At 70.6% G+C, this 13,456-nt stretch carries 13 protein-coding genes; all 13 read right to left on the reverse strand.

The window, feature by feature from the left end; all coding sequences use genetic code 11:
- Window position 1: 1 nt before the first annotated feature.
- A complete protein-coding gene (gene secD, locus ACTWPT_RS41810) occupies window positions 2-1,780 on the reverse strand; it encodes a protein translocase subunit SecD (protein ID WP_443183080.1) in 1,779 nt (592 codons plus the stop codon).
- A gap of 43 nt (window positions 1,781-1,823) precedes the next feature.
- Window positions 1,824-2,198, reverse strand: a complete 375-nt coding sequence (yajC, locus tag ACTWPT_RS41815; RefSeq protein WP_443183081.1) for a preprotein translocase subunit YajC — start codon at window positions 2,196-2,198, stop codon at window positions 1,824-1,826.
- A 217-nt stretch (window positions 2,199-2,415) separates the two neighbouring features.
- Window positions 2,416-3,447: a Holliday junction branch migration DNA helicase RuvB gene (ruvB, locus tag ACTWPT_RS41820; protein ID WP_443183082.1), complete on the reverse strand. Its 1,032-nt coding sequence runs from the start codon at window positions 3,445-3,447 to the stop codon at window positions 2,416-2,418.
- Window positions 3,448-3,591: 144 nt separating this feature from the next.
- Window positions 3,592-4,212 carry a Holliday junction branch migration protein RuvA gene (ruvA, locus tag ACTWPT_RS41825; protein ID WP_443183083.1) on the reverse strand — a complete coding sequence of 207 codons (621 nt, stop codon included), beginning with the start codon at window positions 4,210-4,212 and terminating at the stop codon, window positions 3,592-3,594.
- The gene (locus ACTWPT_RS41830; RefSeq protein ID WP_443183084.1) at window positions 4,209-4,496 is read right to left on the reverse strand and encodes a hypothetical protein; all 288 of its coding nucleotides are present in this window, start codon (window positions 4,494-4,496) and stop codon (window positions 4,209-4,211) included. Before ACTWPT_RS41830 ends, ruvA begins: the two co-directional genes overlap by 4 nt.
- Window positions 4,493-5,023 carry a crossover junction endodeoxyribonuclease RuvC gene (gene ruvC / locus ACTWPT_RS41835; RefSeq protein WP_443183085.1) on the reverse strand — a complete coding sequence of 177 codons (531 nt, stop codon included), beginning with the start codon at window positions 5,021-5,023 and terminating at the stop codon, window positions 4,493-4,495. The genes ACTWPT_RS41830 and ruvC overlap by 4 nt, the downstream gene beginning before the upstream one ends.
- Window positions 5,024-5,150: 127 nt before the next feature.
- The gene (locus ACTWPT_RS41840) at window positions 5,151-6,308 is read right to left on the reverse strand and encodes a GNAT family N-acetyltransferase (protein WP_443183086.1); all 1,158 of its coding nucleotides are present in this window, start codon (window positions 6,306-6,308) and stop codon (window positions 5,151-5,153) included.
- Between the two features lie 11 nt (window positions 6,309-6,319).
- Window positions 6,320-8,029 (reverse strand): hypothetical protein, encoded by a 1,710-nt coding sequence (locus ACTWPT_RS41845; RefSeq protein ID WP_443183087.1) that lies wholly within the window; start codon window positions 8,027-8,029, stop codon window positions 6,320-6,322.
- 160 nt (window positions 8,030-8,189) lie between these two features.
- Window positions 8,190-8,945 (reverse strand): YebC/PmpR family DNA-binding transcriptional regulator, encoded by a 756-nt coding sequence (locus ACTWPT_RS41850; protein ID WP_443183088.1) that lies wholly within the window; start codon window positions 8,943-8,945, stop codon window positions 8,190-8,192.
- A 3-nt stretch (window positions 8,946-8,948) separates the two neighbouring features.
- Window positions 8,949-9,563, reverse strand: coding sequence for a pyridoxal 5'-phosphate synthase glutaminase subunit PdxT (gene pdxT, locus ACTWPT_RS41855; RefSeq protein WP_443183089.1), 615 nt, complete (start codon window positions 9,561-9,563; stop codon window positions 8,949-8,951).
- Window positions 9,564-9,648: 85 nt separating this feature from the next.
- Complete coding sequence (locus tag ACTWPT_RS41860) at window positions 9,649-10,500, reverse strand: endonuclease/exonuclease/phosphatase family protein (RefSeq protein WP_443183090.1); 852 nt, start codon at window positions 10,498-10,500, stop codon at window positions 9,649-9,651.
- A gap of 108 nt (window positions 10,501-10,608) precedes the next feature.
- Window positions 10,609-12,294, reverse strand: a complete 1,686-nt coding sequence (locus ACTWPT_RS41865; RefSeq protein WP_443183091.1) for an alkaline phosphatase D family protein — start codon at window positions 12,292-12,294, stop codon at window positions 10,609-10,611.
- Between the two features lie 217 nt (window positions 12,295-12,511).
- Window positions 12,512-13,438, reverse strand: coding sequence for a pyridoxal 5'-phosphate synthase lyase subunit PdxS (gene pdxS / locus ACTWPT_RS41870; protein WP_443183109.1), 927 nt, complete (start codon window positions 13,436-13,438; stop codon window positions 12,512-12,514).
- Between the last annotated feature and the right edge of the window lie 18 nt (window positions 13,439-13,456).

Genomic DNA, 13,456 nt, shown 5'->3' on the forward strand with positions numbered 1-13,456 from the left:
CTCATGCCTCCTGCGGAGTGGTCGTGCGGCCGGTCGTGCTGCCGACCTCGCTCATGCGCTCGGCGTCGAGGCCGGACAGCGGGTGCCCCTTGGCGAAGAACTTCACCTTCGCCAGCATGGCGATGAAAGGCTTCGTGAACAGGAACACCACCACGACGTCGATCAGCGTGGTCAGGCCCATCGCGAACGCGAATCCGGCCACGCCGCCGACCGCCAGGAAATAGAGCACGATCGCGGCGATGAACATGACGGCGTCGGCGATCAGGATCGTGCGCCGGGCACGGACCCAGGCCACCTCGACGGCCGCCCGCAGCGAGCGCCGCCCCTCCTTCATCTCGTCACGTATGCGTTCGAAGTAGACGATGAAGGAGTCGGCGGTGATGCCGATCGAGACCACCAGACCGATGATGTGCGGGAGCGACAGCCGGAAGTTGGCGTTGTGGCCGAGCACGACCACCGCCGTGTACGTGAGGATCGTCGCCACGACGAGGCTCAGCACCGCCACGATGCCCAGGCCCCGGTAGTAGAACATGCAGTAGAGCACCACGAGCGCCAGGCCGATGACGCCCGCGATCAGGCCGCCCCGCAGCTGGTCCTGGCCCAGGGTCGAGGAGACCGTGTCGACGGAGCTGCGGTTGAACTTCAGCGGCAGCGCGCCGTACTTCAGCTGGTCGGCCAGGGTGGTGGCGCTGGCCTGGGTGAAGCCGCCGGTGATCTCGGCCCGACCGCCGGGGATCGGGCTGATGATGTTGGGCGCGGTGATGACGACGCCGTCGAGGACGACCGCGACCTTGTTGCGCGGCTCCTGCGAGTTGTAGGCCTGCGTGGTGAGCTTGCTCCACTCGCCCGCGCCCTTGCTCTTGAAGTCGAGCTGGACGATCCACTCGGTGGTGCCCTGGCGAATGCCCGCGCTGGCGGTGTCGATGTCGGTGCCGACGACCTTGGCGACGTCGAGGACGTACTTGAAGCTGCCGTCGGTTTCGCAGGCGGCGAACTGCTTGGTCGGGTCGTCCTGGACGCCCTGGCCGCGCTTCTTGGGGTCGGCGCAGTCGAGCGCCTGGAACTGCTTGAGCACCGCGGGGTCGATGCCCTCGGTGTTGATGCCGGCGTTGGGGTCCTGAGCGGGCGGCGTGCTGGCCTGCGCGGTCGGGCTCGCCGTCGGCGTGGCCTTGGCGTTCTGGCCCTTCTTGTCCTGCTTCTGCCCGCTCTGCGTGGCCGACGGCTGCGCGCTCGGGGTCGGCGCGGTCAGCGCCGACGACAGGGCCTTGCCCGTCGGAGAGGCGCTGGGCGCCGGCGTGCCCGCCGACTGCTGGGTCGACGGCTTGGCCGACCCCGTCGCGGAGGCCGAAGGCGAGGCGGTCGGCGTGGGAGCGTTGGTGGCCAGCTCCTGCGGGATCTGCGTGGCCTCCATGGCGAGCACCTGGCGGAAGCGCAGCTCCGCGGTGGTGGCGACCAGCTGGATGGCCTCGCTCTGTCCGACGCCCGGGATGGAGATGATGATGTTGTCGCCTGACTTGGCGACCTCCGCATCGGAGATGCCGGTGCCGTTGACCCGGTCGCGGATGATGTTGACCGCGCGGTCCATGATCTCCTCAGGAGGAGAGGCACCGTTCTGCGTCACGGGGGACAGGGTCACCGTCGTGCCGCCGGCGAGGTCGAGTCCAAGCTTGGGCGTATACGCCTTCTGCAGGAACATCGTCCCGCCCAGGGCGAGGATGAGCGCCAGCAGCACCAGGAGCGTTCGCCCCGGTCGGCTGTGGCGGCTGGTCGGTCGGGCCACTGGTCGTCAGTTCTTTCGGATAGAGGTTTGTCGCAGAGCTTAGTCAGGACTGCTTGCTGCTGGAGTCCTGGCCGTCGTTGCGATCCGCGGTGGGCTCGGACTCGTTCTTGTCCTCCCCGGACTCGTCGGCGTCGTCGTCCTCCGCCGCCGGAGCCTCGCCGGGCGCGATGACGCGACCGATCGCGGCCTTCACCCAGCGGGTCTCGATGCCGGGCGCGACCTCGAGGATGACGTCCTCATTGTCCACCGCGACGACGGTCCCGAACAGACCGGTCGTGGTCATGACGCGGGCGCCGGGTGCCAGGGAGTTCTGCATCTTGACCGCCTCTTGCTGGCGCTTGCGCTGAGGGCGGATCAGCAGGAAGTAGAAGACCACCACCAGAAGAATCAGTGGCAGGATGCTACCGAGTTGTCCCATGTCCATAAGGGGCGACCTTCCATTGTCGTACAAAAAGTTGACACCGGCCTGGCGCCGGAAATTCCATGCGTTGCTTCGGGCCGCGCCGCTCAGCCCGTCAGCCTACACAGCCAGCCAAGCCACGGAGTGTAGGCGCTTGTTGCGAAACGCGGCAACGAGGCAGCGTTTCGGCGCGCGGGGAAGTTCCCGATTTGAAACGGTTGCAACCGTTCTGTAATCAGTCGAAAAGCACGGCTCCGAACGCATCTGGGGGCGGCGTCATTCCCAGGTGCGCCCACGCGGCCGCGGTCGCCACCCGGCCGCGCGGCGTCCTGGCCAGCAGTCCTTGGCGTACGAGGAAGGGCTCGGCCACCACCTCGACCGTCTCCGGCTCCTCCCCCACGGCCACGGCGAGCGTCGAAAGGCCGACCGGGCCGCCGCCGAACTTCTTCAGCAGCACGCCGAGCACCGCCCGGTCGAGCCGGTCGAGCCCTTCGGCGTCCACCTCGTACAGGTTGAGCGCCGCGGCGGCGATCTCTCGGTTGATCACGCCGTCGGCCCGGACGTCGGCGAAGTCGCGTACGCGTCTCAGCAGGCGGTTGGCGATGCGGGGCGTGCCGCGCGAGCGCCTGGCGATCTCATGGGCGCCCTCGGCGGGGAGGCCGACGCCGAGCAGCTTGGCCGAGCGGAAGAGCACCTGCTCCAGCTCGGCCGCTTCGTAGAAGTCCATGTGCGCGGTGAAGCCGAACCTGTCGCGCAGCGGCGCGGGCAGCAGGCCGGCCCGTGTGGTGGCGCCGACCAGGGTGAACGCCGCGATGTCGAGCGGGATGGCGGTGGCGCCCGGGCCCTTGCCGACGATGATGTCGACCCGGAAGTCCTCCATGGCGAGGTAGAGCATCTCCTCGGCGGGCCTGGCCATCCTGTGGATCTCGTCGATGAACAGCACCTCGCCCTCGGCCAGCGTGGACAGGATGGCGGCGAGGTCGCCGGCGCGCTCCAGCGCAGGTCCCGAGGTGATGCGGAGCGGCGCGTTCAGCTCGGCCGCGATGATCATGGCCAGGGTCGTCTTGCCGAGTCCCGGGGACCCGCTCATCAGCACGTGGTCGGGCGGGCGCCGCCGGCGCAGGGCGCTCTCGAGCACGAGCGACAGCTGCTCTCTCACCCTGCCCTGGCCGATGAACTCGCCGAGCCGCTTGGGCCGCAGGGCCGCCTCGATCTGCAGCTCGTCGCCCGTGGCATCGGCCGACACGAGCTCTCGCTCAAATCCCACGCCCACCACACCCCCTCGCCGGGTTGCGAACCTCAGGGTCCGAAGTTCTCACCGTACGGCCCTCAGCAGTCACCGCGCAGCGACGGGGCGAGGCGGCCTTGCCAAAGGAGAAAACAGAGCCACCGGAACGGGACCGGAGCGCGATCATCGCACGCTCAGCGATCGGAGTGCCGCCTTCAGCAGGGCGGCGACCTGGGGCTGGCGGCCGGCGGCAAGGTCGGCGTCGGCGTCCGGCTCCACGGCGGCGAGCGCCTCGTCGGCGTCCTTGCTGGAGTAGCCCAGCCCCACCAGCCCCGAGTGGACCTGCTCCCGCCACACCGCCACCCGCCGCTGCCCGTTGAGCGCGGCGTTGACGGCCTCCTCGGGCGTCCCTAGCCGATCCTTGAGCTCCAGCACGATACGCTGCGCGCCCTTCTGCCCGATGCCCGGCACCTGCGTCAGCGCCTTGAGGTCGGCGCTCGCCACGGCCACCCGCAGCGCGTTGGGGGTGTGCACGGCGAGCATGGCGAGTGCCAGTTTGGGCCCGACGCCGCTGGCGGTCTGCAGCAGCTCGAACACGGCCCGCTCGTCGTCGGTGGCGAAGCCGAAGAGGGTGAGCGACTCCTCCCGCACCACCAGCGTCGTCGACAGCCGGGCCGCCTCGCCGACGCGCAGCGTGGCGAGCGTGCCCGGGGTGCAGTGAACGAGCATGCCCACCCCACCGACTTCGATCACCGCCGCGTCCGGCGCGATCGCCGCCACCCGTCCCGCCACCGACGCGATCACAGCTCGTCCCCCGCCGCCACCACAGCTCCACGCCCGTCCACCGACACGACTCCAGCCCTTACCCGCGCCGCGGAAGCCCCGTCCCGGAACACCGACGCACGCACTGCCGCACGCCCGGGCGCCGACGCGATCGCGACCCCGCGCTCCACCGCTGACACGATCGCGACCCCGCGCTCCGCCGCTGACACGACCGGGCTTCGACTCAGCCGGATCGGCGCGTCCACGACCCGGCTCCCCACCGCTGAGGCCGTCGTCGTCCGACTCGCCGCGGCCGACGCGTTCATGGCCTGACGTCCTTTCGTGTGGCTCGGGCCAGGGCCTCGGCGAGGCGGGACTGGGCGCCGCCGCGCCACACGTGGCAGATGGCCAGCGCGAGGGCATCGGCGGCGTCGGCGGGCTTGGGCATCTCGGGCAGCCGTAGCAGGCGGGTGACCATGGTGCCGATCTGCTTCTTGTCGGCGGTGCCGCTGCCGGTGATGGCGGCCTTGACCTCGGACGGGGTGTGCAGCGCCACGGGCAGGCCCCGCCTGGCGGCGCACAGCACGGCGATGCCGGCGGCCTGGGCGGTGCCCATGACGGTGCGTACGTTGTGCTGGCTGAAGACCCGCTCGACCGCCACCGCGTCGGGACGGACGTCGTCGAGCCACTGCTCGATGCCCGCCTCGATGCCGATGAGCCGCGCGCCGAGCTCCTCGTCCGCGCCGGTGCGGACCACTCCGACGCCCACCAGCGTCAATGGCGCGCCCGGGCGGCCCTCGACAGCGCCCAGGCCGCACCGGGTCAGCCCCGGATCGACGCCCATCACCCGCACCGGTCCCGTCCTCCCGCGCCGCCGAACACCTGTTCGGCACCAGACTCTACCCCGGCCGAGGTGGCCGCGCACCGTGAAACGCCCGGTCCACCGCCTCTGAACCGGCGCCCCTGCGCGGGACAGCCTGTCAGAAGTAGTCGAGCATGTACGGCTTGGCGGCGAAGACGGCGTCGAGGGCCTCGTCGTACCGGTCGTCGCCGGACATGAGCCCGGCGATCCGGAGCGTGCCCGTCGGAATCCCGCAGTACAGAGCGGCCAGGGCGTTCGCACTGAGCACCACGCCCCGCGCGCCGGCACCGGACTCCCCGACCGGCGTGGCGGCGCCTGACCCGCCGGAGAACTCCAGCCGCCACGTCCCGCCACCCCGCACCGGGTCCTCCACGGTGACGACGGCCTCGCAGCTCACGGGCAGCGGGTATCCCCTGCGCTCGATCGCGGCGGCCACGTCCAGCACCCTGAACATCCAGCGCACCTGCTTGACCTGTTCCTTGCCCCGCTCCCGCAGCAGCCACAGCACCGGGTCGTCAGGCGCCATGGGCGCGACGACGTGCTGCGCGATCGAGGAGGCGGTGCCGACCAGGGACCACAACGTCCTGGCGGTCTCCCCGGAGCCGGCGACGAGGTTGTCGACCTGGATGTCGTCGCCCTTCCAGCGGTAGATCAGGAAGCCGTCGTCGGCGAGGTAGAGGAAGTCGTCCTCGTCCTCCAGCCACAGATTCCAGGTGCGCTCGTCCCAGGAGACCGGCCCGCTGGCGCGGGCGGCGCCGTGTACGCGGTGCAGCACGGAGATGACCTCGGCGGCGTCGCCGGGCCCCATCCTGCTCAGCTTGACCTGCCCGGAGGGGCGGATCTGCCGCAGCGCCTCGGCGGGGAGGCGCACGTTGTGCTGCGCCCCGGCGTGCTCGTAGCCGAGGGCCCGGTAGATCGGCGTGGTGGCGGGGTAGAGCACGGACACCGCGTCGCCGAGCGCCACGGCCCGGTCGATGACCGCCCGCATGATCAGCGTGCCGACGCCGCGACCGCGATCTTCGGGCGAGACGGTGACCCCCGCGATCCCGGCCATCGGCTGCGGCCTGCCGTGCCACCACTGCGTGAACTGCCGCAGCCGGGCGGCGGCCGTGAGCCTGGAGCCGTCGAAGGCGCCCAGGTAGCGGCCCTCCCCGAGCAAGGGGATCGTCGAGCGGCGCCACCGCTCGGTGTCAGCAGCCGAAAGCGGGCCGAACGAGCGCTTGCGGATGTCGAGGACGCCGTCGAGGTCCTCGGGAGTCAGATCGCGAATTTCCACAACGTTCCAACTTACGCAGCCGGGGTACGCCGTCGCGAACCATTTGTGCGGACGGCGAGCCGGTCGAGGTAGAGCAGCTGAGCGGCCACGACGACGGCCAGCGCGACGACGACCACGAGCAGCGGCGTGGTGACGCCGACGCCGGGCGAGGCGGCGGCGTACCGGCTGAGCTCGTTCACCTGGGCGACGGGCGCGGTGAACAGGGCGGGCTGCTGGGCGACCAGCAGTGGCCAGAGCAGGTCCTGGGCGTTCACCAGCGCGACGGCCCCGGCCAGGATGCCGGCCATGGGCAGGGAGGGCGCCACGACCCCGCTGAAGAAGTCCTTGTCGTTCCGCTCGGCCAGTCCCTTGCACAGCAGGGTGAGCACGAGCAGGGCGGGCACGCTCACCAGCAGGGGCGGGAAGAGCGCGAGGAAGGTGTCGATCAGGCCGAGGTTACGCATGTTCTGCCAGTTCGCCACGCCGATGGGGCCGGTGCCGACGAACAACCAGGGGGCGAACACCAGCAGCAGCCACTCGCTCCCGCGCCCGAGCGGCCGCAGGCCGCCGATGCCGAGGGCGGCCAGGTAGGCGACCCCGACCGACACCAGCGCTCCGGCGACGGCGGGCACCCAGGTGTTGACCTGCGTACGCAGCCCGCCCGCCGGGTCGCCGGGCGAGCCGAGCACGCCGGAGATCCAGGGCCAGGACAGCAGGATCCCCACAACCACGAAGATGACCAGCGCCGCCACCCCGACGACCACCCCGACCGTCTTCGGCGGCCGGTCCGAGCCGCCGGAGGCGGGAGGCGCGGCAGCGGGAGGTCCATCGGGCGGCGGCACGGAGCCCTGCGGCCAGGCAGGAGCCGCGGCGCCCGGCGACCAGGTGTCCGGACGCGCGAAGGCCGGAGGGGCGGGCGTGAGCGTGATACGCAGCCGGGAAGCCGCGACGATGACGGTGGCGACGATCCCCAGCACGCCGAGGGCCACCCCTGTGAGCGTCGCTACGGCCGCGCCAGGGCCGAACTTGGCCAGCCTGAAGGCGAAGTCGTACTGGAGGGCCGCGAGCGTCCCTGTGGAGCGCTGAGGGCCTCCGTTGGTGAGGACCAGACCGATCGAGAAGGTCTGCAGGCCGACGGCGACGGTGGCGAGCGCCACGAGCACGCCGACGACGAGCATGGCGGGCGCGACGGTGCCGCCGCGCAGGGTGGGCAGGAACGCGATGACCGCCAGCGAGCACACCACGCCGAACGTCGCCGCGGCGACGATCAGCCGCAGCGTGCCCGGCGCCGTGTCCGGCTCGCTCAGTCCCTGCGCCAGCGCGATCACGCCGGACGCGTCCCGCCTCAGCCCTTGCATCCAGGCCGCCGCCACGCCGACGGGCGAGAACGTGACGATCGCCAGGGACAGCACGATCCGCCCGGCCCGCCGCGTCCAGGTGCCGCCCCAGTCGAGAGCCGCCGCCAGCAGCGGTGCCACGACCACGGCCACGAGCAGCGGCACGACGGTCAGCGAGAGCGTGAAGCCCAGCGCCCGCCAGAAGGCGTCGTCGGCCAGCAACTCGCCGTAGTTGGACATCCCCGCATAGGTGCTCTCCCTGAGGACGCCGCCGCTTTGGAAGCTGAGCCAGATCGTCTGCGCCGTCGGCAGCACCAGTGTGATGAGGGTGCCGAAGAGGGCGGGCACGGCCAGCAGCCAGCCGATCGCGCGGTAGGACGTCTGCGGGGGGTTGGGGGAAGTCACGTCGCCCGACCCTACGCCGCCACCGCCCTCGCGCGCATCTCACGGCCGCCGCGAGCCCCGGGCTTCATCTCACGGGAGGAAACCGCACGTGAGCAGGCAAGAGCCAGGGCCCGGCCGGAACCGGGCCCAGCGCCCAAGAAGGTCAAAGGAGGAGAAAGGGCTATTCGGCGCCCAGGCGCTCCAGCACCGCGTCGCTGACGTCGAAGTTGGCGAAGACGTTCTGCACGTCGTCGCTGTCCTCCAGCGCGTCGATGAGGCGGAACACCTTCTTGGCGCCCTCCTCGTCCAGCGGCACGCTCATCGTCGGCAGGAAGCCCGACTCGGCCGAGTCGTAGTCGATCCCGGCCTCCTGCAGCGCCTTGCGCACCGGCACCAGGTCCCCGGCCTCGGAGACGACCTCGAACGAGTCCCCCAGGTCGTTGACCTCCTCGGCGCCCGCCTCCAGCACGGCCAACAGCACGGTGTCCTCGTCGAGCCCGTCCTTGGGCACGATCACGACGCCTTTGCGGTTGAACATGTAGGACACGGACCCGGGGTCGGCCAGGGAGCCGCCGTTGCGGGTCAGCGCGACACGCACCTCGGAGGCGGCGCGGTTGCGGTTGTCGGTGAGGCACTCGATGAGCACCGCGACGCCGCCGGGCGCGTAGCCCTCGTACATGATGGTCTGCCAGTCGGCGCCGCCGGCCTCCAGACCGCCGCCGCGCTTGCGGGCCCGCTCGATGTTGTCGTTGGGCACGGAGTTCTTCTTCGCCTTGAAGATGGCGTCGAAGAGGGTGGGGTTGGCGTCCGGGTCAGGGCCACCGGTGCGGGCCGCCACTTCGATGTTCTTGATGAGCTTGGCGAACAGCTTGCCCCGCTTGGCGTCGAGCGCTGCCTTCTTGTGCTTCGTCGTCGCCCATTTGGAGTGGCCGGACATTACTTAGAGCTCCCTAACCATGTCTACGAAGTAACGGTGCACGCGAGCGTCCCCGGTGAGTTCGGGGTGGAACGATGTCGCGAGCAGCGGACCTTGACGGACCGCGACGATCCTATCCCCAGGCTCGCACCGGCCCAGCACTTCGACGTCCGCGCCCACGGATTCGACCCAGGGAGCGCGGATGAACACCGCGTGCACCCGCTCGCCCGCGAAGTCCAGATCCTCCTCGAACGAGTCCACCTGGCGGCCGAACGCGTTGCGCCTGACCACCATGTCGATGCCGCCGATCGTCTGCTGCCCGGCGATGCCGTCCTCGATCCTGTCGGCCAGCATGATCATGCCGGCGCAGGAGCCGTAGGCGGGCATGCCTTCCTTGACCCGCATCCGCAGCGGCTGGAGCATGTCGAAGGTCTCGGCGAGCTTCCACATGGTGGTGGACTCGCCGCCGGGGATGACGAGTGCGTCGACCGCGTCCAGCTCGGCCGGCCTGCGGACGGCATGGGCCGAAGCGCCTGCCTCCTGAAGCATGCGCGCATGCTCGTGCACGTCTCCTTGGAGAGCGAGTACACCGATCGTGGGCACAGTCGATCCTTCCGTCCGGGTGCGGGTTTCGACCATTCAACACCAGGATGGCCCGGCATCTTCCTTCAGCGGTGCGCGTTCGGCGGCCCGCTGCGGGGAACTGGACGCCGTCCGCACCTACCTACAGGGCCAGCTTGACGTAGACGGGCTTGTGGTCGGACAGGGTCACGCGGCGGTCGACATGACAGCGCCGCACTGTGCCTTTCGGGGCGAAGAGGTAGTCGAGCTTCTTTCCCTCGCGGGTCCAGCGTCCGGTGCGCCGCGCGCCACGCTGGTCGCATTCCTGGTACGCCCGGTACAACGGCGCCACGGCGCGGCGGCCGGCGGCGCTGCCGTACCCGCTGTCGGGAGGCGAGACGTTGAGGTCGCCGCCGGCGATCGTCCGGTATCCGGGCTTGGCGGCGATCTCCCCCAGTCGCTGCAGCTGCCTGGTCCGGTAGGGCGCGCCGGGCTGCCGGTCGTCGTACTGGGCCCCGGAGGACAGGTGGGTGCCGCAGGCGTGGATCTTCCTGGCGGGGATGGTCGCGCAGACGGCGGCGCGCTTGACGTACCAGGGCGGGGCGGGCAGCGGATGGATCTCGAACGTGGCGGCGTCTCCCGCCACCGCGACGGCGATGCTCTGCGCGCCGCGCGGGCGGCCGAGGCGGTCGGGGTGGCAGGCGTACGGGGCGCCATCCTTCGATTGCAGGCCCCACGAGCCGATCGTCCAGCTCTGGCCCGTGCGCTGCTCCAGCCAGAGATCCAGCGTGCCGGTTGCGCCCGTGCAGAACTCCTGCAGGAAGATCACGTCGGCTTTGACCGGCTGGTTGAGCGCGTACGTGCCGATCGACTCGGCCAGTTCGAGCGCGCTCGCGCGGTAGAGGCGGCAGGCCGAATTGGTGCCGGTGCAGACGTTCCAGGTCATCACGGACAGGTCGGCACGGGCGGGGGCCGCGAGTAATCCGGCCACAAGGAGCAGGACGTGTCCCACCATGGTGGGACATCCTAGCGACCGGGCGCCGCCTCGGCCCCGACGCGACGAGGGCGCTCATGTGGTGCGGAGAAAAGCCCGGCCGCGAGGGCGGCCGGGCCGATGTGGCCGCTAGGGACGCTCGGTCTCCAGGCGGACCGTCTCCTCGATCGTCATCGGCTGCCTGCGCAGGACCGTCGGGTCGAGCGGCCGCAGATACGTCTGCTGCACCCCGGGCACCCGGTCCTCGACGACGAACGTGGCCCGGGTGTAGACCTCGGCGCCCGGCTCGCTGACCCGGGGCACGACCTTGAAGTCGGCCGTCATCTGCTCCCGCTCCATCTTCGTCAGCACGTATCCGCGCTGGTTGTTGTAGAACTTCAGGTGCGGGTTGATCCCCAGGAACGGATGCGTGGACGGGTCGGAGTCGACCCCGTTGCCGCCGGTGGAGATCGACGTGGCGACCAGTTCCGACCCCACCGACGGGCCTGTCGGGTCGTCGTAGTCGAGCTTGAGGTCGCTGGCCCAGTGCGCGTGCACGTCGCCGGTCAGCACGACGGGGTTGCGCACCTGGGCGTCGATCCAGCCCTGCGTGATGCGGCGGCGGGAGGCCACGTAGCCGTCCCAGGCGTCCTGGCTGGTGACCTTGGCAGGGCCGGCGTTGTTGTCACGCTGGGCGAAGAAGACCTGCTGCCCGAGGATGTCCCACTGCGCCCGCGATTGGCGGAACCCGTCAAGCAGCCACGCCTCCTGCTCGGCCCCGGTGATCGAGCGGGCGGGGTCGATGGAGGCGGGGCAGTCCTTGTAGCCGTCGCCGCAGCCCTGGTCGTCGCGGTACTGGCGGGTGTCGAGCATGTGGAAGGTGGCCATGCGGCCCCAGCGGATGCGCCGGTAGAGCTGCATGTCGACGCCACGCGGGATGGAGGTGCGGCGCAGCGGCATGTTCTCGTAGTAGGCGCGGAAGGCGGCCTCGCGGCGGGACAGGAAGTTCGGCTGGGGGATCTCGGGCCGCTCCGGCACCTCGTCGGCCCAGTTGTTGTCCAGCTCGTGGTCGTCCCACACGACCAGCCACGGCGCGGCGGCGTGCGCGGCCTGCAGGTCAGGGTCGGCCTTGTACTGGGCGTGGCGCTGGCGGTAGTTGGCCAGGGTCTCGGTCTCGGGGCCCTCGTGGTGGCGGATGTTGCCGCCGGGGATGTTGTAGGTGTTCTTGGTGTACTCGTACTGATAGTCGCCCAGGTGCAGGATGAGGTCGGGGTGCTCCTCGGCGAGCCTGCGGTAGGACGTGAAGTAGCCGTGCTCGAACTGGGCGCAGGAGACGAAGGCCATGGCCAGCGCGCCGCCGTACGACAGAGGGTGCGGGGCGGTGCGGGTGCGGCCGACGGGCGAGACGTACGGGCCGACGCGGAAGCGGTACCAGTACTCGCGGTCGGAGCTCAGGTTCTGGACCTCGACGTGGACACTGTGGCCCCACTCCGGCGCGGCGACGGTGACGCCGGAGCGGACGACGCGGCGACAGCGCTCGTCGGCGTACACCTGCCACTGCACCGGGAACGGCTGCTGCGGCATGCCGCCGAGCCCGTCCTCGGCGAGTGGCTCCTGGGCGAGCCTGGTCCACAACACGAAGCCCTCGTGGTCGGGGTCGCCCGAGGCGACGCCGAGCGTGAAGGGGTCGGTACGCAGCCCGCGCGAGGCCAGGCTCTGGGCGGTTTCGGCGGCAGGATCCGGCTCGTCGGCGTGCGCGGCGGTGGCCGGGATGGCCGCGGCGGCGCCTGCCGCTAAACCGGTGACGAGGAAGTGCCGGCGGTTCAGCTTCGACATGTGTGGCTCCTGGGACGATCGAGGGTGAGGGGGACTCCCGTAGCCTTACCGACGATCATGACCGCGCAGTAAACATCACACAACACAAAAAAGGCGACATCCTTCGCGGATGTCGCCTCTTTCGGAACTTTCCGTCGTCACCGTCGCCCGGTAGCACCCCCGCCCACTGTGATCATCTCACTGGAGCCAGGTCCCTGGTCTGCAACGACGCGCCGGACTACCAGCCGCGCTCGGCCAGGCGGTGCGGCTGCGGGATCTCGTCGACGTTGATGCCGACCATGGCCTCGCCCAGCCCGCGCGAGACCTTGGCGAGGACGTCGGGGTCGTCGTGGAAGGTGGTGGCCTTGACGATGGCCGCGGCGCGCTTGGCCGGGTCGCCCGACTTGAAGATGCCCGAGCCGACGAACACGCCCTCGGCGCCCAGCTGCATCATCATCGCGGCGTCGGCCGGGGTGGCGATGCCGCCCGCGGTGAACAGCACGACCGGCAGCTTGCCCGCCTTGGCGACCTCGGCGACCAGCTCGTACGGGGCCTGCAGCTCCTTGGCGGCCACATACAGCTCGTCCTCGGGCAGCGAGGTGAGCCGCTTGATCTCGGCGCGGATGGTGCGCATGTGGGTGACGGCGTTGGAGACGTCGCCGGTGCCCGCCTCGCCCTTGGAGCGGATCATGGCCGCGCCCTCGGTGATGCGGCGCAGCGCCTCACCCAGGTTGGTGGCGCCGCACACGAACGGCACCGTGAACTGCCACTTGTCGATGTGGTTGGCGTAGTCGGCCGGGGTGAGCACCTCCGACTCGTCGACGTAGTCCACGCCGAGCGCCTGCAGCACCCGGGCCTCGACGAAGTGGCCGATGCGGGCCTTGGCCATGACGGGGATCGACACGGCGCTGATGATGCCGTCGATCATGTCGGGGTCGCTCATCCTGGACACGCCGCCCTGCGCGCGGATATCGGCCGGCACCCGCTCGAGCGCCATGACGGCGACCGCGCCGGCGTCCTCAGCGATCTTGGCTTGCTCGGGGGTGACGACGTCCATGATGACGCCGCCCTTGAGCATCTCGGCCATGCCACGCTTGACGCGGGCGGTTCCGGTGACGGGGCCAATGGTCGGCGGGGTCTGGGGCGTGCTGCTGGACACGGTCATCCTCACGGGCTCTCACGG

Source organism: Nonomuraea sp. 3N208 (genome assembly GCF_052245935.1).
Classification (GTDB): Bacteria; Actinomycetota; Actinomycetes; order Streptosporangiales; family Streptosporangiaceae; genus Nonomuraea.